Raw genomic sequence first — 21,088 nt, 5'->3', positions numbered from 1 at the left:
GCTCAGGCCGCGGAGGACTCGTGCATGCGGCGGCGCAGGCTCAGCGGCCGCATGTCCGTCCACACCTCGTTGATCCTGGCCAGGCACTCCTCACGGGTGCCCTCCGTGCCCTCGGCGTGCCAGCCGGCGGGCAGCTCGCGCCCGGCGGGCCACAGCGAGTACTGCTCCTCGTCGTTGAACACCACGCGCTGGACGGGGCCTTCGGACTGCTCTGCGGTCATGACTGACTCCTCGGTGTGGATGGGGTGGTGGGTACGGGATCCGGTCGGGGTCCGTGGGATCAGGCGGGCAGGAAGTCCTCGACGCGGACGCCGAGGCCGCGCTCCTCGGCCCGCTCGCGCACGTACTCCGCGAGCGCCATGTCGAGCACGCCCAGGCCGAACGGCGAGAACACGACGGGGCGGTGCGGCTCGCGGCGCAGCGTGGCCGTGCCGCGCAGCAGCGCCCCGATCGGCGCGGCCACGAAGTCGCGGTTCCCCACGGCCTGTTGGGCCAGGTCGAGGGAGGTGCGTTCACGGCAGACGTGGTCGGCGTCGTCGACGACGTTGACCGCGCCGAGGACCGTGTCGGCCGTCAGGTCCCGCAGCGAGACGTGCAGCACGGTGGTGTCGGGGCCGCAGGCCGCCAGGTCCATGTGCGGGGCCGCGGCGGTCGTGGCGAGCGAGATGAGCCGGTGCGCCCCGAGCGACTCGGTCAGGTCGGTCACCACGGACGTCGTGACCTTCGGGGCCGCCTCGGCACACCGCTGCGCGAACGCCGCGGCGCGCGCCGGATCGGTGTCGTACAGGGCGGCCTCGCGCAGCCCCGGCAGGGCCGCGGCCAGGAAACGCAGGACCTCCAGGTTGATCACGCCGCAGCCGATCAGCAGCACGGAGTCCGGGGCGTTTCCCGCGGTCAGCTCCCGGGCGGCGAGAGCCGCACTCGCGGCGGTGCGCTTCGCGGAGATCACCGCGCCCTCGACGAACGCCGTCGGGCGGCCGTCGTCCAGCGAGTTGAGCACGATGGCCGCACTGGCCCGCTCGGTGCCCGCCTCCACGTTGCCGGGGAACGAGGCGATCCACTTCATCCCGGCGACGGGCCGGCCGCCGCCCCGGTAGGCCGGCAGGCCGATGATCCGGTCCCGGCCGTGCCGCTCCTCGGGGAAGCGCAGGAACGTCGAGTGCGGCAGGGACGTGAGCCCTTCGTCGTGCAGCCGGTAGGTCTCGCCGACGAGCTCGATGATCTCCGCCTCGCGGTCGGCCAGGACGTCCGCCACATCGGCGCGCCGGAGAATCAGCATGGGGTTCCCTTCCTGCGGGGCTGACGGGGGAGGCAAAGCCTGGTGATGCGGAGATGGTGCGAGAGGTCGCTATATACGGCCTATACGGACGGCCCGTGCCCCGGCGGCATGCCTCCCCGCCGGGGCACGGACCGTTCTCGGGCCACGAGCCGTCCTCGGTGCACGGGCCGCCCTCGGTGCACGGCCAGCGCCGCCCTCGGTGCACGGCCGGCGCCGCCCTCGGTGCACGGCGCCGTCCCGAACCGCCCCGTTCGGCATCCGACGCCGTTCGGGCCCCGTGCCGGCTCAGAACCCGTGCCGCTCCGCTTCCACGTCGTACAGTCCCGTCCCCTTGAGCAGCGGGTCCTGGCGGGCCGTGACGGTGAAGCCCCGGGAGCGCAGCAGGGCCGTGAAGCGGGCGAGGCGCTCGTCCTCGTCGTGGACCTCGGCGACGACCGCGCCGATCAGGGGCCAGTGCTCGTCCTCGACGCCCCGCAGCACATCCATCTCGGCGCGTTCCACGTCCACCTTCAGCAGGTCGACCCGGGCGACGCCGTGGCGGCGGATCAGCTCGGAGACGGTGAGCGCGGGGACCGTGAACTCGACGCCTTCGTGGAGCCCTTCCACCAGTTCCTCGGCGTCCTCGGCGTCGACACCGCTGTTGCGCAGGTACGCCAGGGTTATCTCGTCGTCGGCACGCCGGTCGGCGTAGACGCCGGAGTTGCCCGGCGCCTGCGGGTAGTAAGTGAAGCGCAGCTCGCCGGGGCGGTCCGCGACGGCCGCGCACTCCGCCTGCCAGCCGGGGGCCGCGTGCTCGGCGAGATTGCGGACCAGACAGGCGTGCAGGTCGGGGGCCGGCTCGGCCGCGACGACGCGGACGTCGGGCCGGACGCGGGCGCAGTGCACCGCCATGAGCCCGATGTTCGCGCCGATGTCCAGGACGGTGGCGGCGGCCGGCAGCCTGTGCGCCACCCGGTGGTAGGCGCCGGGCGGCTGCATCTCGCGCCACATCGCCACGGCGGCGGGCCCGTTGGTGCACCAGACGGCGGGTCCTGCGGGAAGCCGCAGCCGAAGCTGCTCGTCCGGACCGGCCTGGACCGTGTCCCCCGTCATGGCGCACCTGCCCCGAGGGCGATCAGACGCGCCAGGTCGTCGACCGCGACGAGTCCGACATCGGTGACGCGGGCCGCGGGCGTGTCGAGGGACACGTCGATCAGCCGCCGCCAGGTGTCGCGGAACCGCTCGACGGTCTCCCGGTCGAACAGATCGGTGTTGTAGCGCAGAACAGCCCTGAACTCCGCGCTGTTCTGAAGGACTTCGACGGCGAGGTCGAGCTGGCCCTCCTGCTGCGGCACGTCGCACAGTTCGGCCCGCAGCCCGCCGAGGCGCACCCGGTCCTCGTAGAGCCCGGGGATCGGCAGCCGGTCCACGGCGATGAGGGTGCAGACGATCCGGAAGAGCGGACCGCGATCGGCGCCGCCCGGCAGGAGCTCCACCGGGTGGCGGGCGTGCGCGATGCCGGTGCGCAGCTGACGCTGCGCCGCCTCGAAGGTCTCCAGGAACGTGGTGGCGGGCACGAACCGGCCGGCCACCGGAAGGGAGTTGACGTAGTAGCCGACGGCTTCGCGGGTCGCGGGCGTGAACCGGGTGGTGACCGGGCAGCCGACCAGGAAGGCGTCCCCCGCGCCGCAGCGGTGCAACGCGGACTGGAAGGTGCCCAGCAGCCAGGCGAACGGCGTCAGCGCGCGTTCGGCGGCGGCCTCGCGCAGCCGGCGGCTGGTGATCGCGGGCAGGGTGAGTTCAGCGGTGGCTCCGTTGAGGGTGGGCTGTTCCGGGCGCGGCCGGTCGGTGGGCAGAGCCGCCGCGGGCAGCCCCCGGCACAGGTCGCGCCAGTGCGCCGCCGACCGCTCGCCGCGCGGTGAGGCGATGAATTCGCGTTCCGCGCGGACGTGTTGGTCCCAGCCGGTGGGGGCCGGGGGCCGGGCCACGCCGCCTTGACCGGTGCGTGCGCCGTACTCGGCGAACAGGTCCCTGACGAGCAGCCACTGCGAGGTGGCGTCGCTGACGATGTGGTGCGTGACGGTGACGAGCACGGCGTCGTCGGGCGCCCCGCGCAGCAGCACCGCCCGGAAGGCGCCCTCGTCGGCGAGGCGGAAGGGCTCCTCGGCCGCTCGCCGGGCCAGCCGGAACAACTCCTCCTCGTCCGCTCCCGGCACGTCGCGCACGTCGAGCCGTACGGAGTCGGCGGGATCGGTCACCCGTGTCGGCCCCGCGTCCGTACCGGGGAAGCGGGAGCGCAGCAGTTCGTGCCGGAGCACGAGCGCGGTGAGCGCGTCCTGGAGGACGTCGGCACGGACCGGGTCGCGCAGCCGCACCGCGAGAACCACGTTGTACGCGGAGCTGTCCGGGTCGAGTTGATGGGCGAGCCAGAGTCCTTCCTGGCCGGTGGAGATGAGCCCGGTGGACATGCAGGTCAGTCCTTCCACAGGTGTGCCACGTCGCCGAAGTTCCGGCTCACCCAGTTGTCGGAATAGATGGTGTCGAGGTAGCGGTCGCCGCCGTCGGGGAAGACCAGCACGCAGTGGGAACCCCGGGGGACGCGGTCCTTGAACTTCCACAGTGCGGCGACGGTGGCGCCCGACGATCCGCCCGCGAGGACGGCCTCGCGGGCGATGAGACGACGGCAGGCGACCACGCACTCCAGATCGGATATGTGCACCACCTCATCGGCCGCCGACGCGTCCATCAGGGGCGGTACCACCGAGGCGCCGTGCCCGGGGATGAGGCGCTGGGTCGACTCCAGGCCGAAGATCGCGCTGCCCTGGGCGTCCACCGCGACGATCGTGGTGTCCAGGCCCCGGGCCCTGATGTGGTCGCGGCAGCCGCGCAGGGTGCCGAAGGTGGAGACCGAGCAGAAGAGGTAGTCGACCTTGCCGTCGAGAGCTTCCTCGATCTCGCGCATGGTGGTCTCGTGTGCCTTGGGGTTGAGCAGGCTCGCGTACTGGTTGGGCCAGTACGCCCCGTCGATGGAGGCCACCAGTTCGCGTACCCGGCGCAGCCGCACGGGCAGGTACTCCCCGGTCAGCTCGTCGCGTTCGGTGACGACCTCCACCTCGGCGCTGAAGGCGCGCAGGATCGCGAGGTTCTGCTCGGTGGTCTTCGCGTCGACGACGCAGACGAAGCGCAGTCCGTAGTAGCGGCAGATCTGCGCGAGTCCGACGGCCAGGTTGCCCGAGCTGGACTCGACGATCACCGAACGGCCGGGCTCCACCTCGCCGCTGCGGATGGCCTCGCGCAGCATGCCGAGGGCTGAGCGGTCCTTGATGCTGCCGCCCGGATTGAAGCGCTCGACCTTCCCGAAGACCCGGGAGCCGAAATCCGGCAGCAGTTTTTCCAATTCCACGAGTGGGGTGTTCCCCACGGTCGACAGAATGCCTGGGAACGGTATGTCGGGCATGGCTGCCCCTTCCCGGATAGTCACTGCGAAGCGCGTACTTGGGCGCGACCGGGGCCCTGTCCGGCCCCGGTCCGCCGGACCAGGTCGTGTCTGACGGATCCCGCCTGGCGCGCGAGGTCCGGCACGCACACGCGCCGCGCGCCGGAATCGTCCACGTACGCCCGGTACGGGGACGGTCCTCCGTCTCGCGATTGCACGCACCGGACGCCGCGCGCCCGCCCTCCGGGCGGACGGCGCTATCGGTCGGACGCGGCCCGGCCGGCCAGCTCGGCCACCAGGTGGGCGGTGATGGCCTCGACCGTCGGGTGGTCCCACGCCATGGTCGGTTCGACGACCAGGCCGAACCGGTCCTCGATGTCACCGCAGAGCGTGAACACGTACACCGAGTCCAGGCCCATCTCGGCGAGCTGGGCGCCCTCGTCGATCTCCGAGGCGGGGCGCTCCAGGTAGTAGGAGACGCGGTCGACGAGCCAGGAGCTGATCGCCTGCGGCGTGCGGATGACGGGGTCGGGGCTGGTTGCGGTGGTCTCGGTCATGCGATGACTCCCTTGGCGGGGACCGGCCCGTGGGCGAGCCGTCCGCGGAACAGGTCGAAGGTGCGGTGGTGTTCGTGTCTGGTGGCGAGTTCCGCCGTCAGGCCCCGGACCAGGTGTCCGGGCAGCGGGCCGCGACGCGGCCCGAGCCGGTCGGCGAGCCGGTGCAGCGCGCCGGTGACCCACAGCGGGTCGGCGGCGAAGCCGTCGGCGGGCGTGGCCGCGTGCCAGATGCCGAGGCAGGCGGCGGCCGCGAGCAGATGGGTGTAGCGCTCGGCGAGCAGGAAGGCGCGACGGCTCGCGAGCGGAGTGCGGTCGCGCGGCGGCAGGGCGGCGGCCCGGTCGGCGAGGCCGGCCAGTTCCTCGGCGAACATGGCTGCCAATGAGGCGAGTTCACCGAGTTCGGGCTCGCGGACGGCGCGCTCGGCGAGGTCGCGGGCGAACGCGGGCAGGCTCGCCGCGAGGCCGTCGGCGCCTCGCGCGGACAGTTCGAGCAGGCCGAGGTCGAGGTCGGGCATCGGTTCGTCGGGCCGGAACAGCGCCGCGGCACAGGGGACGGCCGTCCCGCCGTCGAGGGCGGGCCGCCAGGACCGCTCCGCGAGCCGCGGCAGCTGGGGAACGATGTTCGACAGGCACACCGCTCCGCTCGCGTGCGCGAGGGCGACGACCGGCAGGTCCCGGGCGGCCTTCTGGAAGACGGCGTACGGCCCCTCACGCACATAGCTGCGGGCGCCCAGCGTCACACCGAGGCGGTAGGAGTTGTCCTGAAGCAGCTTCGGCACCAGGTACTTCACCGCCGCGGCGCGTACGCTCGCCTCCCCCGGTGCCAGATGCAGTGTCCGCGCCCCCACGACCGACAGCGCGTCGCAGATCAACAGATCGAGGAAGGACTCCGCCAGCACGCCCTGCACCTCGGGGAGTTCGGACATGGGTCGTCCGTAGAGGAGGCGCTGCCGGGCGAAGTCGAGCACCGTGCGCAGCTGGGTGTCGCCGACGCCGACGACCATGCCCGGCAGCACGCTGCGGGTGACCTGGAAGACCTTCAGGACGGTCTCCATGGCACCCCCCTCGACGCCGAGGAGCGCATCGGCCGGTACCCGGCAGGCGTCGAAGTCGATGCCACCGAGACGGCATCCCCGTACGCCCGATGTGGCGAACCGGGCGGAGCGGTCCGCGCGCTCCGTGGGCAGCGCGTCGAGATCGACCAGGAAGTGCGCGTGGGCGCGGCTGCCGGCGTCCTCGCCCGTGCGGGCGAACAGGACGGCTGCCTCGGCGCGGCAGATGTTGTTCACCAGCTGCTTGCCGCCGTCCAGGAGGTATCCGCCGGGTGTCGGCCCGGCGGTCAGCGAGATACGGGCGAAGTCGCTGCCGTGGTCGAGTTCGGTGTACGCGGCGACGATCCGGCCGCCGCCGATGAGCAGTTCGGCGGCTCGGCGGCGCTGTTCGTCGCTGCCGTCGGCCCAGATGGGCAGGCCCGCGATGAAGCTGGTGACGCCGTAGCCGATGCCGAGCGCGCAGTCGCGCCGGAACAGGGAGCGCATGAGCAGCGCGAACCGGTCGGCACGCGCGAACCGGCCGCCCAGACGGACCGGCACGAACTCGGCACCCAGCCCGAAGTCCGCGAGCGCGCGCTCGCCCTCGGCCGACAGCTCGCCGCGCTCGTCGGCGGCGAGCACCGCTCGCAGACCGAGCGGATTGGCGGCGTCCCGCGGATCGCCCAGCAGGGTCTCCAGGCGGTCGACGCGCGCCAGGTCCGGGTCGGACACCGGACCCTCCCCGGCGAGGTGCGGGGCCTCGCGGGCGCCGGTGGTCAACAGGTCCGTCATGCCAGGTCCTTCGTCGATGTCGGGGTGGTGGTCGGGTGCGTCACGCCGCGTCCCTCGCCGGCCCGCCGCCGGGCACCCGGCGTCCCTCGCCCAGCGGGCAGGGCAGCAGCGAGAACAGCAGCCCCTCCTCGTGCTGGGCGTACAGGGGGGGCAGCAGGGCGTCGAGGGCGGGCCCGTCCTGGTCGTCCAGGTCGGGGGCGCCGGTCAGACGGCGCAGCAGACGGGCCAGGACCGCGTCGAGCCATGCCGCGTCCTGCCAGAGCGGGCCGCTCGCCCGGACGGTGCCGGTGTTCTCCAGCCACAGGTGCACCGCGGCGGCGCCCGCGTACACGAGGGCGTAGCGGCGCGCCGCGGCGAACGCCTCCGGCGGCACCGCGCGGGGGCTGTGCCGCGATGCCTTCAGCTCCTCGTGGAGTTCGGTGGCCAGGGCGAGCAGCCGCGCGGCGCGCTCCGCGACATGGGACGGCGCCGCCGGCCTGATCCGCGCCACCGCGTCCGGCAGGGACTGCACGACGCCGGAGCCCGACCGCGCGTACAGCGCGAGCCGTCCGTGGTCGAGCCCGGGCGGCGGTCCGTCCAGGCGGGCGGCCATCGCGACCGCGTCCCGGTCGGCAGTGCCGTCGCGGTAGCCGCGGGCGAGCACCGGGAAGTGGTTGATCAGGGAGTTGAGGTTGACGGCGGTGCTGCCGTCGAAGATGCCGACGATGCGGTGATCGCGCTCCAGCTTCTGGAACGCGCCGTCGGCGAAGTCCTCGACCAGCATCGCCCGTGCCCCGAGCAGTCCGCGCAGCGCCCCGATCGTTTCGTCGCCCAGGGTCGGCACCAGGTACTTGACGACGGCGGAGACCACAGCCAGCTCACCGGTGAGTGTGTGGATCGAGCGGGTCGCGACGAGGCTCACCGCCTCCATCGCGAGCAGGTCGGCGTAGGACTCGGCCAAGGTGCGTGCGGCGTAGGGCAGTTCGGCGAGCGGACGCCGGTAGAGGTGGTGCGTGCGGGCGAAGTCCAGCGCGATGCGCAGCGCGTGGTCGGTCATGCCGAGCGACATCGCCGAGCAGAGGGTCCGGGTGATCTGGAATCCCTTGAGGACGATCTCCAGGCCCTCGCCCTCGGCGCCGATCAGCGCGTCGGCGGGCACCTCGGCGCCGTCGAACGCGATGCCGCTGATGTCGGCGCCGCGCACGCCGTGCGTGGGCACTCGGGGAAGGGCGCGCCGGCCCCCCGTCCCCAGCCGGGACGTGTCGACCAGGAAGAGGCTGAAACCCCGGCTTCCCCCCCGGTCGGTGGTGCGGGCGAGCACGGTCACGAAATCGGCCCGCGTCGCGTTGTTGATCAGCCACTTCTCACCGTCGAGCCGCCATCCGCGCTCCGTGCGCGTGGCCCGCAGCTCCCCCGCGAGCAGGTCGCTGCCGTGCTCCCGCTCGGTGACCGCGAGCGAGACGACCGCGCCCGAGGCGACGCGCGAGGCGAGGGTCCGGGCCTGTTCGGGAGTTCCGGCCGCCCATACGGAGACGGCACCCAGATAGGTCTTGACGTGTCCGAGTGCGACGGTGAAGTCGCGCCGTCCCAGCGTCCTGATGAGCTGCGACAGTTCTTCGCCGGAGCGGAGTTCGCCGCCGTGCCGGGCGGGGGCGAACCAGCGCGGCACCCCGAGGGCGTCCAGCTCCCGGCAGATCGCGGCGGGGAACTCCTCGGCCCGGTCCAGCTGTGCGCAGGCCCGGCGGGAGAACACCCCGCTCCCGTCGGCGGGGTCGCCCAGCCTCGCCTCCAGTTCACGGCTGAGCGCGTACGGGTGCCAGGGCTCGTCGGTCGGCACGCTCAGCGCGTCCACGGGGCGGGCTTGCCCTGCCGCGGCCGGTCCCCGGAACGCGGCGGCCACCTCCGGCGCCAGCTCCTCGTGCAGGACCTCCAGCTCACCGCGCTCGAAGAGTTCCCGCATCACCGCGCGCCGCACCTTGCCGCTGGTGGTGCGCCGGACCCGTCCCGGTCTGACCAGGACGAGACCGCCGACCCGCAGTCCGAGCCGCCGGGCGAGAGCGCCGCGGGCGCCGCGCGCGAGGGCGGTGAGCTCCTCCCCCGACAGGCCGCGCCCACGGGTCTCCTGCACGGCGACGATCTCCTCCGCCGCGTGGCTGCCGCCCGGACGCACCGCGAAGACGGCCGCGGTGTGCTCGGCGAACGCGGGTACCGCTTCGCGGAGTTCACGCTCGATGTCGTGCGGGTACAGGTTGCGTCCGTGCACGATGATCATTTCCTTGATGCGCCCGGTGACATACAGCTCGCCGAGGCGCAGCGCGCCCAGGTCGCCGGTGCGCAGGAAGCCGGCCTCGCCGGCGGCGGTGCGTGCGCGGAAGACGGCGGCGGTCTCCTCGGGACGGTTCCAGTAGCCGAGTGCGACGCTGCCGCCGCGGATCCAGATCTCGCCGACGCGCCCGTCCGGCAGTTCGGCGCGTGTGGCGGGGTCGACGACCCGGACGTCGAGTCCGCGCACGACGCCGCTGCTCGCCAGTTCCTGCACCGGCACGCCCTGCCGGGCCCCGGTCAGCTCGCCGCGGGCCAGCGCGTCGGAATCCGCGCGGAGCACCGTCGGAGGCAGTTGCGCACGGGTTCCGCTGACGTACAGCGTGGCCTCCGCGAGGCCGTAGCCGGGCAGCAGGGAGCGCGCCTCGAAGCCCGCTGCGGCGTACCGCTCCGCGAAGCGGGCGAGGGTCGCGGCGTCGACGGGCTCGGCGCCGTTGCAGGCGTACCGCCAGCGTGACAGGTCGAGCCCGGCGGTCTGCTCCTCGGTGAGGCGACGGGCGCACAGGTCGTAGGCGAAGTTCGGGGCACAGCTGATCTCGGCGCCGTGCCGCGCGATCAACCGCAGCCAGGACACCGGCCGTTTGAGGAAGTCGGTGGGCGACATGAGGACCGCGGTGCCGCCCAGGTACAGCGGGGCGAGCATCATCGCGATGAGGCCCATGTCGTGGTGGGCGGGCAGCCAGCTGCACCACGTCATGCCGCCGTGCCAGCCGTGGCTGTCCCGCATCAGACGCAGGTTGTGGACCAGTGCGCCGTGCGGCACCATCACGCCCTTCGGGTCGCCGGTCGACCCGGAGGTGTACTGCAGGAAGCAGAGCGTGCCGGGTTCGACGGACCGCTCGGTCCACGCGTCCGGATCGCCCGCCCGCTCGGCGGACTCCACCGTGACGGCGTCGAGGCCGGGCGGTGCGGCACGCTCGTCCTCGATCCAGCGGGTGACGGCGGCGGCGCTCGCCTCGTCGGTGAGGACCAGCCGGGCCCCGGTGTCCACGGCGATGGCGTCGGTCCGGGACTCCTGTCGGCCGAACCCTCCGGGGGCGGGGACCGGGACCGGGACCGCACCCGCGTACAGGCAGGCGAGGAAGGCGCGGAGGAAGCCGGTGCCGGGCAGGCAGGAGACCAGCACCCGGTCGCCGGGCGCGACCAGTTCCGCGACCGTCACGGCCGCGGCCCGGGCCCCGGTGTCCAGGGACGCGTAGGACAGTTCCTCCTCGCCGGACGCGGCACCGAACACGACGGCGCGGCGCTCGGGCGCCGCCGCCGCCCCGCGGCGCAGCGCGCTGACGAAGCTCTCGAAGCCGGACACCCAACCACCCACCTTCTCGTAGAGTTACGGATCCCCACGCAACAGCCGTGCGCTATGCGGCACCTATACGCGGACCCGGCCGTCCGGGGACATGGAAGGGCCGCCGCACGGCGCGGGGGAGGCGTCGTGCGGCGGCCCTGGGCGCGGCCTGCTCCGGGCCGCGCCGGTCCGGGGCGGCTCAGAGCCTGTCGGGCGGCCTCTGACCGGGCGGCCACGCCCTGGCACGCACGCTTCCCGTTCGCCGAAATGCCCTGGTGGCTCTGCTACGAGGAAAAATTCCGGCGCCTTGGAGTCGCACGCACCGGACCGCGTCCGCCGTCCGATCGAAGGCCGCCCGACAGGCTCTCAGCCGCAGCCGCCCGCGTGGCCGTCGTCCACCGGGGCCGCGGGGGCGGGCGGCGGGACCGCGTCCGCGGGGGGCGGGGCCTCGGGGGCCTCGGGGGGCTCGGCGGCGAGTGCCGCGGCGAAGGCCGGCAGCCGGTCGACGCCCCAGTACTTGTCGAAGCGGTCGACGAAGAACGGCACGCCGAAGACTCCGTCGCGCTGGATGTCGAGCAGCACCCGCACGCCCTCGGCCCGCAGTCCCGGGTCGTCGGCGGCGGACGCCAGCTCTTCGCCGTCCAGGCCCAGTTCGGGGCCGAAGCCCCCGATCACCGAGCGGTCGCAGATGTCCTGTCCCCGTTCCCAGCGGGCCCGTGCGGCGAGCGCGATGAACTCGGCCCCCCTGCCGTGCCGGTGCGCCGCGAGGTAGCCCAGGTGCGGCACCTCCCACACCGGATCACGGTCCACCGGCCAGGTGAAGGACAGTCCCCGTTCGGCGGCCAGCCGCCGCACGTCCTGGAGGATGTAGCGGTGTTTGGCCGGGGACATCGGCGTGTAGGGGAAGGCGCCGCCCGCCTCGGCGAGCAGCTTCCGGCTCAGTTCGTCCGGCTCGAAGAACGGCACCCACTCCACGGCCGCCGCGGTGGCCGGATAGCGGTCGAGCAGATCCCGCCACGCCAGCCACGAGTACGGGCTGCGCAGCGAGAAGTAGAACCGCGGGGGACGCCTGCGACGGCGCTGCTCGCGGGCGGCGCCGCTCACAGCGCGATCCCGCCGTCCACCTGGAACACCTGCCCGGTGACGTACGACGCCTCGGGCGACACCAGGAACGCCACGAGCGACGCCACGTCCTCGGGTCGCCCGAACCGCTTCAGCGGGATCCGGCCCAGCATCTCCTTGGCCACCTTCGGCGGCAGCTCCGAGGTCATGTCCGTGTCGATGAAGCCCGGCGCCACCGTGTTGGCGCGGATGCCGTGCCGCCCGCCCTCCTTGGCGAGCGACCGGGTGAAGCCGATGATCCCCGCCTTGGACGCCGAGTAGTTGGTCTGGCCCGCGTTGCCCGCGACGCCCGCCACCGACGACAACGTGACGACGGCGCCGCCGCCGCGCTTGATCATCGGGAAGGCCACCGCGCGGCACAGGTTGTACGTGCCGTCGAGGTTGGTGCGCAGTACGGCGTCCCAGTCCTCGTCCGGCATCAGCACCAGCGGGGAGTCCCGGGTGATGCCGGCCGATGTCACCGCCGCCGACGCGGGGCCCAGCCGGTCCTCGGCGGCGGCGGCGAAGTCCCGCACCTGCGTGCGGTCCGTGACGTCCACCCGCCGCGCCAGGACGCGGCGCCCCAGCTCACGTACCTCCTTCTCCACCAGGGCCGCCGCCTGGTCGTCGGAGCGGTAGCAGAAGCCGATGTCGTAGCCGTCGCGGGCCAGCCTGCCGACGACCGCGCGGCCGATGCCCCGTGACCCTCCGGTGACGAGTGCGACCTTGTCCCCGTGCGGTTCGCCGCCGCTCTGTGCGGTGGCCTGGTTCCGTGCAGTGCTGTGCGCACTCATCGCGTCCTCTCCTCACACCTTCAGCAGGGCGCGGTCGGGCGCCGGAAGCAGCTCGGTCATGTCGCGCAGCGCGACCACGAACGCGCCGACCCGCAGCACCTCGCGCCCGCCGACGAGCGTCTCGCCGGCCAGGACCGAGGTCTCCCCGGCGGCCTTCACCAGGCGCACCCGGTGCTCCAGCACGTCGCCGGGCCAGGCGCGCCCGCCGACGACGACCTCGTTGATGGCCCCGGCCAGTTCGACCTTCCCGGCGAGCACGTCGGGGTTGGGTTTCTCCCACACGGAGAGCAGCACCGCGGACTGGGCCCACGACTCGATGACGAGCGAGGTCGGGTAGGCGTAGTCGGACGCCGCGGCGTCCTGGCCGAGCGGCGCGTACACCGGCTCGTTGCCGGAGACGGCCTTGTACGCGGTCAGGCTCTCGCCCGGCACCACGTCCGCGACCCGGTCCACCAGCAGGATCTCGCCGCGGTGCGGGATGGTGCCCTTGATCCGGTCGACGCCGTGGACGGTCATCGGACCTCCTCTTGCCGTTCCTTGTCGCGGTAGCGCAGCCGGATGTCGGCCACCTTGCCGCGGTTGGTGGTGACGGCCGCCTTGAACAGCAGCCCGGCGGCGCTCTCCGTGACGCCGATGTCGGTGTGCACCCGGTCGCCCGGGTGGACGGGGCGGTGGAAGCGGCAGCGGTCCATGGCGACCAGCTCCACCTCCCCGTCGTCGCCGTCGGGGGTGGCGCGATTGCTCCTGGCCCACTGCCGGACCGTGCGGTCGGCGGCCTCGATGAGGAACACGCCGGGCAGCAGCGGGAAGCCGGGGTAGTGCCCGTCGACGACCGGGCCGTCGACGGGAGCGTCGAACGCGGCGATCGCGCCCTGCGCGCCGGTGCGGATCAGCTCGATGTCGCCCAGGGGCGTGGCGGCGCTCACCGCGCGTCCCGCAGCTTGTCGGCGAGCAGTTCGTAGGTGCCCAGCAGCGAGGTGATCGAGGTCAGTTCGGACTCCGCGAGCCGGACCCCGTACTCCTTCTCCAGGCGTACGACGATCTCCAGGGCCATCAGCGAGTCGACCTCCAGGTCCTCCATGAAGTGGGCGCTGTCGGTGACCTCGGCGACGTCCAGGTCGAGGACATCCGCGACCAGGTCGCGCAGTTCTTCCTTGTCGAGTGCGGGGGTGGTGGTCTCGGGCATGAGCGGGACACGTCCTTCCGGGTGTGGTTCGGCATACGGGCAGTGGTCGGGGATCCGGTGCGGCCGGCACGCCGCGCGGGGTGCCGTGGCGGCGGTCAGGACGCGCCGGTGCGCAGTACGACCGCACCGGTCTGGCCGTCCGGGTCGATGGAGGTGACGAGCACGGGCCCGGCCGCGGCGTCGGCGGCGAGCGCGCCGGCGAGCTGCAGCGACGCGGACGCCGCCCCGGCGTCGCCGAGGAGCTTGCGCAGCCGCAGCCGGGGCGGCAGCCGGTCGCCGAAGAGCGCGGCGAGCGCGGCGTCCTCGTGGGCGCCGAGCGGGCCGCCGCTGTCCGACGGCACGATCAGCGTGATCTCGTCGGGACGTACGTCGGCGTTCTTGAGCGCCTCCGTGACGGCGCGGGACACCGCGTCCTGGGCACGCTCGGGGTCGGTGAACGCCATGAAGCGGGTACCGAGCAGCGTGGCGAGCGGGGTCCGCCCGTAGGAGCGGGCCCGGTCCGGCGATTCGAGCAGGAACAGCGCGCAGCCCTCGCCGAGCGGCCCCGCGGGCCTGCGGTGCGGGCCGCCGGTGCGGGCCCGGTACTCCAGCCAGGCCCGCTCGGCCGAGAACTCCTCCACGGCTCCGCACAGCACGGCCCCGCAATGCCCCTGACGCAGCAGCCTGGCCGCGTAGTTGAGCGCGAGCAGCCCGGTCGGGGCGCCGCCCGCGACCGTGGTGTTGGGACCGCGCAGGGTGTGCCAGATGGCGCTCTGGCCCGCCGCGCGGTTCATCACGGTGTTCGGGAACAGGGCCGGGTCGACGTGGAAGGGCTTCTCGCCGGTGAGGGAGTCCCGGGTGAAGTCCATGATGCTCTGGACGCTGCCGTGTCCGGTGCCGAGGACCATGCCGACGGCCTCCGGGACGTCCTCGGCGAGACCGGGCCCGGCCTCGCCGAGGAGCATCCCTGCCGTCGCGACGGCGATGGCCGTGGCGCGGTCCATGGCGCGGGTGCCCTTGCGGCCGAGTACCGACCGGGCGTCGAAGTCGGGTATGCGGCCCGCCCGTTCGTAGGGCCCGAGGTCCGCGGTGCCGTCGGCGGCCCGCGTCCCGTCCCGGTCGGCGCGGATGCCCTCGGTGAAGGCCGCTGCGCCGAGCCCGTACGGGGAGGACGCCGACCAGCCGGATACGACCAGCGTGTCCGGGTCCGCCCCGGTGGCAAGACTGGCACTCATCGCGTTCTGCTCCTGTCGGTGAAGGATCCGGGGTGAGGACCCGTCGGTCGAATACCTGGCCGGTGTGGTTCCCCGCCCGGTGCCCGCCCCGGTCGGGTGCGGGCCGGCCGGACAAGAGGGATCCGGTGGAGGCCCCTGGGGGCCGACGGGCACGGGAGGCCGGTGGTGCTCTGGGCCTGTCGGGTGACCTTCGACCGGAGAGCGGAGGTCGCCCGACAGGCTCTCAGCCCCACGCCCCGGCGGCGGCGTGCAGTTCCGCCCCGTCGACGCCGATGGTGTTGCCGGTCAGCCACGAGGAGTCGGTGCGTGAGAGCAGGGCGACCGCCTCGGCGACGTCGTCGGGCCGGGTGAGGCGGCCGTGCGGGTTGTTCTCCGCCGCGCGCTCGATGTAGCCGGCGTGCTCCGGGATGCGCCGCAGCGCGGGGGTGACGGTGGTGCCGGCGCGCAGGGCGTTCACGGCGATGCCGCTGACGGCCAACTCGCACGCCAGTTGGCGCACATGGGACTCCAGGGCGCTCTTGGCCGCGGAGACCGCACCGTAACTGGGCAGCGCCTGGGAGGTGCCCGCGCTCGTCATCGCGAACACCTTGGCCCCGCTGCGCAGCAGGCCCGCGGCGAGCAGGTCCTGGGTCCAGTACACGAGGCTGTTGGCCATGACGTCGAGCGTCATCTCCAGCTGGCGCGAGCTGACCTGCTTGTCCCAGCCCTCGCGAGGTGTGAACGGGACGAGGGTGCCGAAGGCCAGCGAGTGGACGAGGATCCGGATGCCGCCGCCCGATCCGGTCAGCTCGGCGAGCCGCGGCACGATGTCGGCCCGGGTGGCCCTGGCGGCGGCGTTGGCGTTGAAGAAGTGCGCCTCGACACCCAGCGACCGGATCTCGTCGACGACGGCCTCGATCTCCTCGGTGCGGGAGGCCGTGTCGAAGTGCACCCCGGCGATGTGCACGCCCTCGCGGGCGAGTCCGAGGGCGATGGCCCGGCCGATCCCGCTGGACGCTCCGAGGACCATGCTCCAGCTCCCCTCAAGCGGTTTCAGCATGCTGCGACTCCTGTGTGTGGTGGGCCGACGCGGAAGAGATCCGGACCAGGGCGACGTGTCCGGCGCCGTCGGCCGTGACGACGATCCGGTCTTCCTCGCGGGCTGTGGTGACGGCGTGCGCGACGGCGAACGCGGGCCCGAGGCAGCCGGCGCCGCGTTGCGGCGACAGCGGCTGCGCGCGGCGCGGTTCGGCCGTCGCTCCGCCGGGCGGCGGCACGGTCCGGCCCGCCGCGGCCCGCGCCACGGCGAGCGCCACCGTCTCGGACACCGCGGATCCGTCGAGGTCCAGATGTACGGTGCGGGGGCCCGGTACCGCCGCGAGAACCTCCGCCAGGCGGTTCACCGCGCCGTCCCGGCCCGCGGGGCTCCCCAGCGCGCGCGGCGGCAGGAACAGGGAGCGGGCCGCCACCAGGGCGTGCACCCCGGCTCCCCGGGCCCGCGCGGCGGCGAGCGGCTCCAGCGCGAGGGCCGCGGCCCCCTGCTCGCCCCGCCCCCCGGGCGGCGGCTCCTCGGCCGCGGCCATCAGGAGCGTGTCGCAGCGGCCCGCCGCCAGGGCGAGCGCACCGGTGGCCAGCGCGTCGACGGCGGCGGTGCGCTCGTTCGCGACCGTCAGCGCGAAGCCCCTGAGTCCGAGTTCGGCGGCCAGCCGGTTGCCGAGGACATTGACGGCGAAGTAGGGGGCCGTGGCCGGGGAGAGGCGTGCCGCGCCGCCGTCCTCGGCCACGGTCGTGTCCATGACGTCGAAGAGCCCGGCGAGCCCCGCGTTGGTGGCGAGCAGCAGACCTCGCCGGTGGTCGGGCACCGCGTCGGGCCGCCCGCCGTCGGCGAGCGCGGCACGGGCCGCGGCCAGCGCGTACTGGGCGGCGGCGGGCAGGTACTTGTAGCCGCGCGGCCCGAGCCGGTCCCGGTGGTCGAACCAGTCACCGTTCCCGGCCGGGGCGGTTCCCCGTGCGGCGTGGGCGGTTCCGGGCCCGTCGCCCCAGGGTGAGACGACGCCGACGCCGGTGACGGCGAGCTGCTGTCCGTACGGGCCGTTCACCGGTCCTCACCTCCCGCGAGAACGAGCGAGGCGTTGTTGCCGCCGAACCCGTAGGCGTTGACGAGTACGCGCCGCCGCGACGACGGCAGCGGGACGGCTGCTCCCTGCGGGAGCAGCACCTCGCACTCGGGGTCCTGGTCCTTGAGCGGCACGTTCGCAGGGACGGAGCCGTGCCGCAGGATCAGGGCCGCCGCCACCGCGCCGAGTGCCGCGGACGCGCCGCCCGCGTGACCGAGCAGCGCCTTGAGGCTGTAGACGGGGACGCGTGCCGCGCGCGGGCCGAACACCTGGTGCAGCGCGCGGCTCTCCAGCACGTCGTTGAGGCGGGTGCCGGTGCCGTGCGGGATCACACAGCCGACGCTCTCCGGCGCATCACCGACGGCCTGCCGCATCGCCCGTACGATCTGCTCGCCGTCCGCTTCGGGGGCTGTCGGGTGTCCCGCGTCGCAGCTCCACGCGGTCCCGCTCAGACGCGGTGCGGGCCGTACCCCCCGGGCCGCGGCGTGCGCGGCCGATTCGACGACGAGGATTCCGGCGCCCTCGGCGAACACCGTGCCGGCCCGGTCGTTCTCGAAGGGGCGGCACCGCTCGGGGTCCACGGCGCCGAGCCGGTTGAAGCAGCCGAGCGCGACGCGTGAGTACGCGTCGGATCCGCCCGCGATCACCACGTCTGCCTCCCCCGCGCGGATCAGGTCGGCGGCGATGCCGAGGGCGTAGCCGCCGGCCGCGCAGGCGTTGGCGATGTCGTGCACCGGCCCGAACACGCCCAGTTCGGAGGCGAGTCGGCCGGCGAGCCGGAACGGAGGCGTCCACTCGAAGCCGTCGCCGTGGACCCCGCGTCCCCGTCCGCGCTCGTTCGGGCCGGGCTCCCCCATGCAGCTGCCGAGTACGACGGCGGTGCGGCAGGCGCGCAGTGACGCGGTGTCGTGGCGGGCGTCGGAGAGGGCCTCGGCGGCGGCGCGGGAGGCGAAGCGGGTTGCCCGCTCGGCCGCCGGGACGGGGTCGGGGCCGAGATCGGGCACCAGGTTGATCAGCGGCAGGTCCATCCGGGCGAGCGGGTCCGCCGGCCGCTCGGGCCGACGGACCCCGGCCGCCGTCATGGCCCGCCACAGGGTGCCGGCACCCGCACCGTGGCAGGTGACGGCGCCGACCCCGGTGACCACGACCTCGACCTCGGTGTTCATGCCGTCCGGCCCTCCAGGGCCGCGTTCATACGGTCGTCGAAGGGCACGAGGCTCCAGTCGCGGCGGTTCTCGATCACCGCGTAGCCGTGGGTGATCCGGCCGGTCGCGGTCTGCAGCAGCTTCCCGTCACGGACGACGTAGGTGTCCATGCGGGAGTCGTACGTGAAGCCCTTGAAGACGTTCTCCACGGTGAGGACGACATACAGGTCCTCCTCCATCCGCGCCTCGTCGAGCACGGTGATCCGCGAGTGCGGCACGACGGGGATCCAGTTCTGCTCGTCGAGCAGCGTCTTGATGGAGACCCCGCGATCGGCGACGAGCCGGTCCTTGGCCTCCTCCATGAGCCGCAGATAGCCGGACATCTGCTGACGCTCGGTGAAGTGGCAGTACCAGTAGGGGATGCGGAACTTCCAGGCGTACGCGTTGCGTCCGGCTGTCAGCTCCTTGACCAGGTCGGCGGCGGCCGGGTCCGCCGCGACGGGCTCCGGCGTCCAGCCGGGCACGGCGCCGAGCCGGTCGACGGCGAAGGGGGCGAGCGCGGCGGGGACGGGCTGCTCGCCGCCACCGCGCGGGTCGAGGCGCAACTGGACACGGACCGTGGAGGTGACCGCCTTCAGGAGGGACTCGCGCTGCACCTGGAGGGTGACGGCGAGGACGAGCTCTCCGTCCTTGGCCCTGCGGTGCGGCCTGACCTCGGCGACGGCCGTGTCGTCGATGTGGAAGGCATGCAGGATGCGGGTGTCGATGTCGACGATGTCCGTGCACAGGCCGTACGTCTCGTAGATCGCGCCCGGGGCGATCCCGGCCTGCCTGAGATGGTTCAGGACGGCTTCCTCGACGAGGTAGTTGACGTGCTTGAAGCCGATCCAGGTGCAGATGTTGGAGCCCTCGTAGCGAGGGCGGATCTCCAGGGTGCTGGGCTCCTGGAGCGCGAGAGCCGCGGCCTCGATGCCAGCGGTGTTCGTTGTCACGTCAACTCCGGTACGTAGGGATGGACATCGGAAGGGGAAGGGGTGGCGGGAGCGGCGGGGAAGGTCTCGCGGAGCAGTTCGTGCACCGCGTCGGCGAAGCGCTGCGGCTGTTCGGCCATCGCGAAGTGGCCGCAGTCGTCGAAGAGCCGGAACCTGCCCTCGGGCAGGGCGGCGGCCAGCGCGCGGGCGTCGTCCGGCGGGGCCGCGAAGTCCTCGCTCCCGGCCACGACGAGCACCGGAAGCCGCAAGGAGGCGACGTCCAGGAAGGGGCTGCGCAGGTAGGCGCCGAAGAACTGCTGCCAGCCGTAGGGGCCGACCCGGTCGCGGACCCGCAGCGCCATCGCGGCCCGCACCTCGGCCGGCAGCCGCTCGCCGCCGCCGATCCGCAGGCCCTCCTCCAGGATGCGGTGGAAGCCGCCCAGGTAGTACGTGGCGTCGTCCCAGGAGAAGTCGTCGGTACGACGCCGGTGGAACGGGGCGACGACCACGGCGGCCCGGGGTCCGCCGGAGTCCGCCCGGCGTACGAGGGCCTCCAGCGCGGGGCCCGCGGTGAAGGAATGCACCATGAGGAGGTCGACGCCTCCGGGCACCGCGTCGAGCGCGCGCTCCACATGGTCGGCCGGGTCGTCCCGCAGGCTCCAGCCGGGGTCGCCGGCGGAGCCCCAGGGCAGCTCCCCGTCCCACAACTCGACCTCGTCGAGGGCGAGTCGCTCGTACGGCGCCCAACTGGACACGCTCCCGGCGAGGCCGTGCAGCGCGAGCACGCGCACGGCGCCCTCCGGCTCGCGGGCGGCACGCCGCAGCCGTACCGAGGCCCTGGGCTCCGGGCTGTCCTCCCCGTCGTAGTGGGTCATCGCGCCGCGCCCGCCGGACCGGGTACCGGGGCACCGGGGGCCGCCAGGAGCAGGGCCGCGCTCGCGTCGTCCCCGCCCGCGTCGCCCGTACCCGCGCTGGCCAGGACCAGGGTCCCGGAGCCCGCCTCCGCGTCGTCGAACCAGAGGGCCGCCGCCGCGCACTGGAGCACGCCGAGCGCGCCCGACGACGGGCCGTACAGCGCGGACAGGTCGTGGACCGGGGCCGTTCCGGCCCCGGCGCCGAGACCGGGTGCGGGGGCGCGCACCCCGTCCGGGTGCTGCGGCACGCACCACAGGCCGACCGTTCCCGGCAGCCTGCCGCGCACGTCGGCGACGGCGACGGCGTGGTCGCCGCGGCGTGCGTACGGTCCGATCGCGGCCAGCGCGTCCACTCCACGGGCCGTGGCGGAGGCGGCGGACTCGACGACCAGGGCGACCGCGCCGTCGAAGAGCGCGGGCGCGCCGGTGCCGTCGTCGTCCGGCACCTCGGTGAGGTGGCGCACGGGGGCGTTGTCCGGTTCGGTGCCGACGACGAGCACCCGTTCCACCCGGCCCGCCCCGATGAGCAGCCGGGCCCAGTGGACGGCGTCGAGCCCGGAGGTCGGCCCGTTGCACAGGGTCAGGTTGGCGCCGCGCAGGCCGTGCGTGATGGCGAGCCACGAGGCGACCACATTGCTGGAAGTGGCGGGGAGCATCATCGGGCTGGTCGCCAGATAGGTGGACTCGGCGATGGTCCGCACGGTCTCGCAGACCGTGTCGGCGTTGCCGTAGTTGGTACTGGTGACCACCCCGACGCTCTCGCCCGGAACGGTCAGCTCCCCCTTGGCGTCCACCAGTCGGGCCTCGGCCAGCGCGTCCCGCGCGGCGGCCATGGCCAGCTTCGTGGCCCGGTCCTTGTAGCGCAGGCCGCGTCCGGTGAGCCGGGACACGGGGTCGGGCGCCGCCCGGTGGTCCTCGGGCAGCGGCCCGAGCAGTCCGGCGGGCTCCGTCAGGCCGCGCACGGCCGTACCGATCCCGGTGATCACGGCGCGTGCCGTGGGCATGGT

General features: G+C 73.8%; 20 protein-coding genes. All 20 read right to left on the bottom strand.

Annotation, left to right across the window (positions count from 1 at the left end; all coding sequences use genetic code 11):
• Positions 1-2: 2 nt before the first annotated feature.
• Positions 3-221 carry an MbtH family NRPS accessory protein gene (locus ACIOHC_RS12450; RefSeq protein ID WP_351075194.1) on the bottom strand — a complete coding sequence of 73 codons (219 nt, stop codon included), beginning with the start codon at positions 219-221 and terminating at the stop codon, positions 3-5.
• A 59-nt stretch (positions 222-280) separates the two neighbouring features.
• Positions 281-1,279 carry a 2,3-diaminopropionate biosynthesis protein SbnB gene (gene sbnB, locus ACIOHC_RS12445; protein ID WP_389636959.1) on the bottom strand — a complete coding sequence of 333 codons (999 nt, stop codon included), beginning with the start codon at positions 1,277-1,279 and terminating at the stop codon, positions 281-283.
• A gap of 285 nt (positions 1,280-1,564) precedes the next feature.
• A complete protein-coding gene (locus ACIOHC_RS12440) occupies positions 1,565-2,371 on the bottom strand; it encodes an FkbM family methyltransferase (protein ID WP_351075196.1) in 807 nt (268 codons plus the stop codon).
• A complete protein-coding gene (locus tag ACIOHC_RS12435; protein WP_401842671.1) occupies positions 2,368-3,726 on the bottom strand; it encodes a condensation domain-containing protein in 1,359 nt (452 codons plus the stop codon). Before ACIOHC_RS12435 ends, ACIOHC_RS12440 begins: the two co-directional genes overlap by 4 nt.
• Positions 3,727-3,731: 5 nt before the next feature.
• Complete coding sequence (gene sbnA / locus ACIOHC_RS12430; RefSeq protein ID WP_351075200.1) at positions 3,732-4,715, bottom strand: 2,3-diaminopropionate biosynthesis protein SbnA; 984 nt, start codon at positions 4,713-4,715, stop codon at positions 3,732-3,734.
• Positions 4,716-4,951: 236 nt separating this feature from the next.
• On the bottom strand, positions 4,952-5,251 hold the full coding sequence (locus tag ACIOHC_RS12425) for an acyl carrier protein (RefSeq protein ID WP_351075201.1): 300 nt from the start codon (positions 5,249-5,251) through the stop codon (positions 4,952-4,954).
• Positions 5,248-7,074 carry an acyl-CoA dehydrogenase family protein gene (locus tag ACIOHC_RS12420; RefSeq protein WP_389636962.1) on the bottom strand — a complete coding sequence of 609 codons (1,827 nt, stop codon included), beginning with the start codon at positions 7,072-7,074 and terminating at the stop codon, positions 5,248-5,250. The genes ACIOHC_RS12425 and ACIOHC_RS12420 overlap by 4 nt, the downstream gene beginning before the upstream one ends.
• Positions 7,075-7,114: 40 nt before the next feature.
• Complete coding sequence (locus tag ACIOHC_RS12415) at positions 7,115-10,681, bottom strand: AMP-binding protein (RefSeq protein WP_401842669.1); 3,567 nt, start codon at positions 10,679-10,681, stop codon at positions 7,115-7,117.
• Positions 10,682-11,026: 345 nt separating this feature from the next.
• The gene (locus ACIOHC_RS12410) at positions 11,027-11,764 is read right to left on the bottom strand and encodes a 2-hydroxychromene-2-carboxylate isomerase (RefSeq protein WP_351082777.1); all 738 of its coding nucleotides are present in this window, start codon (positions 11,762-11,764) and stop codon (positions 11,027-11,029) included.
• On the bottom strand, positions 11,761-12,555 hold the full coding sequence (fabG, locus tag ACIOHC_RS12405) for a 3-oxoacyl-[acyl-carrier-protein] reductase (protein WP_351082775.1): 795 nt from the start codon (positions 12,553-12,555) through the stop codon (positions 11,761-11,763). The genes ACIOHC_RS12410 and fabG overlap by 4 nt, the downstream gene beginning before the upstream one ends.
• 12 nt (positions 12,556-12,567) lie before the next feature.
• Positions 12,568-13,071: a 3-hydroxyacyl-ACP dehydratase gene (locus tag ACIOHC_RS12400; RefSeq protein ID WP_351082773.1), complete on the bottom strand. Its 504-nt coding sequence runs from the start codon at positions 13,069-13,071 to the stop codon at positions 12,568-12,570.
• Positions 13,068-13,481 (bottom strand): hypothetical protein, encoded by a 414-nt coding sequence (locus ACIOHC_RS12395; RefSeq protein WP_351082771.1) that lies wholly within the window; start codon positions 13,479-13,481, stop codon positions 13,068-13,070. The genes ACIOHC_RS12400 and ACIOHC_RS12395 overlap by 4 nt, the downstream gene beginning before the upstream one ends.
• On the bottom strand, positions 13,478-13,741 hold the full coding sequence (locus ACIOHC_RS12390) for an acyl carrier protein (RefSeq protein ID WP_351082769.1): 264 nt from the start codon (positions 13,739-13,741) through the stop codon (positions 13,478-13,480). Before ACIOHC_RS12390 ends, ACIOHC_RS12395 begins: the two co-directional genes overlap by 4 nt.
• Positions 13,742-13,836: 95 nt before the next feature.
• The gene (locus ACIOHC_RS12385) at positions 13,837-14,955 is read right to left on the bottom strand and encodes a beta-ketoacyl synthase N-terminal-like domain-containing protein (protein ID WP_351082767.1); all 1,119 of its coding nucleotides are present in this window, start codon (positions 14,953-14,955) and stop codon (positions 13,837-13,839) included.
• Positions 14,956-15,178: 223 nt separating this feature from the next.
• Complete coding sequence (locus tag ACIOHC_RS12380) at positions 15,179-15,994, bottom strand: SDR family oxidoreductase (RefSeq protein WP_401842667.1); 816 nt, start codon at positions 15,992-15,994, stop codon at positions 15,179-15,181.
• A complete protein-coding gene (locus ACIOHC_RS12375; RefSeq protein WP_401842665.1) occupies positions 15,978-17,033 on the bottom strand; it encodes a beta-ketoacyl synthase N-terminal-like domain-containing protein in 1,056 nt (351 codons plus the stop codon). The genes ACIOHC_RS12380 and ACIOHC_RS12375 overlap by 17 nt, the downstream gene beginning before the upstream one ends.
• Positions 17,030-18,217 carry a beta-ketoacyl synthase N-terminal-like domain-containing protein gene (locus tag ACIOHC_RS12370; RefSeq protein WP_351082761.1) on the bottom strand — a complete coding sequence of 396 codons (1,188 nt, stop codon included), beginning with the start codon at positions 18,215-18,217 and terminating at the stop codon, positions 17,030-17,032. The genes ACIOHC_RS12375 and ACIOHC_RS12370 overlap by 4 nt, the downstream gene beginning before the upstream one ends.
• Positions 18,214-19,188, bottom strand: coding sequence for a thioesterase family protein (locus tag ACIOHC_RS12365; RefSeq protein WP_351082759.1), 975 nt, complete (start codon positions 19,186-19,188; stop codon positions 18,214-18,216). The genes ACIOHC_RS12370 and ACIOHC_RS12365 overlap by 4 nt, the downstream gene beginning before the upstream one ends.
• Positions 19,185-20,042 (bottom strand): alpha/beta hydrolase, encoded by an 858-nt coding sequence (locus ACIOHC_RS12360; RefSeq protein ID WP_351082757.1) that lies wholly within the window; start codon positions 20,040-20,042, stop codon positions 19,185-19,187. The genes ACIOHC_RS12365 and ACIOHC_RS12360 overlap by 4 nt, the downstream gene beginning before the upstream one ends.
• On the bottom strand, positions 20,039-21,085 hold the full coding sequence (locus ACIOHC_RS12355) for a beta-ketoacyl synthase N-terminal-like domain-containing protein (RefSeq protein WP_351082785.1): 1,047 nt from the start codon (positions 21,083-21,085) through the stop codon (positions 20,039-20,041). Before ACIOHC_RS12355 ends, ACIOHC_RS12360 begins: the two co-directional genes overlap by 4 nt.
• Positions 21,086-21,088: the final 3 nt, after the last annotated feature.

This window comes from Streptomyces sp. NPDC088252 (assembly GCF_044740965.1).
In the GTDB taxonomy this organism is placed as follows: domain Bacteria; phylum Actinomycetota; class Actinomycetes; order Streptomycetales; family Streptomycetaceae; genus Streptomyces.
Note: the sequence above shows the minus strand (reverse complement) of the source record. Positions and strands in the feature narration are given on the sequence as shown.

Coding starts and splice junctions, on each gene's coding strand:
- ACIOHC_RS12450 (WP_351075194.1), bottom strand. CDS start 221: ATGACCGCAGAGCAGTCCGAAGGCCCCGTCCAGCGCGTGGTGTTCAAC.
- sbnB (WP_389636959.1), bottom strand. CDS start 1,279: ATGCTGATTCTCCGGCGCGCCGATGTGGCGGACGTCCTGGCCGACCGC.
- ACIOHC_RS12440 (WP_351075196.1), bottom strand. CDS start 2,371: ATGACGGGGGACACGGTCCAGGCCGGTCCGGACGAGCAGCTTCGGCTG.
- ACIOHC_RS12435 (WP_401842671.1), bottom strand. CDS start 3,726: ATGTCCACCGGGCTCATCTCCACCGGCCAGGAAGGACTCTGGCTCGCC.
- sbnA (WP_351075200.1), bottom strand. CDS start 4,715: ATGCCCGACATACCGTTCCCAGGCATTCTGTCGACCGTGGGGAACACC.
- ACIOHC_RS12425 (WP_351075201.1), bottom strand. CDS start 5,251: ATGACCGAGACCACCGCAACCAGCCCCGACCCCGTCATCCGCACGCCG.
- ACIOHC_RS12420 (WP_389636962.1), bottom strand. CDS start 7,074: ATGACGGACCTGTTGACCACCGGCGCCCGCGAGGCCCCGCACCTCGCC.
- fabG (WP_351082775.1), bottom strand. CDS start 12,555: ATGAGTGCGCACAGCACTGCACGGAACCAGGCCACCGCACAGAGCGGC.
- ACIOHC_RS12400 (WP_351082773.1), bottom strand. CDS start 13,071: ATGACCGTCCACGGCGTCGACCGGATCAAGGGCACCATCCCGCACCGC.
- ACIOHC_RS12390 (WP_351082769.1), bottom strand. CDS start 13,741: ATGCCCGAGACCACCACCCCCGCACTCGACAAGGAAGAACTGCGCGAC.
- ACIOHC_RS12385 (WP_351082767.1), bottom strand. CDS start 14,955: ATGAGTGCCAGTCTTGCCACCGGGGCGGACCCGGACACGCTGGTCGTA.
- ACIOHC_RS12380 (WP_401842667.1), bottom strand. CDS start 15,994: ATGCTGAAACCGCTTGAGGGGAGCTGGAGCATGGTCCTCGGAGCGTCC.
- ACIOHC_RS12370 (WP_351082761.1), bottom strand. CDS start 18,217: ATGAACACCGAGGTCGAGGTCGTGGTCACCGGGGTCGGCGCCGTCACC.
- ACIOHC_RS12360 (WP_351082757.1), bottom strand. CDS start 20,042: ATGACCCACTACGACGGGGAGGACAGCCCGGAGCCCAGGGCCTCGGTA.
- ACIOHC_RS12355 (WP_351082785.1), bottom strand. CDS start 21,085: ATGCCCACGGCACGCGCCGTGATCACCGGGATCGGTACGGCCGTGCGC.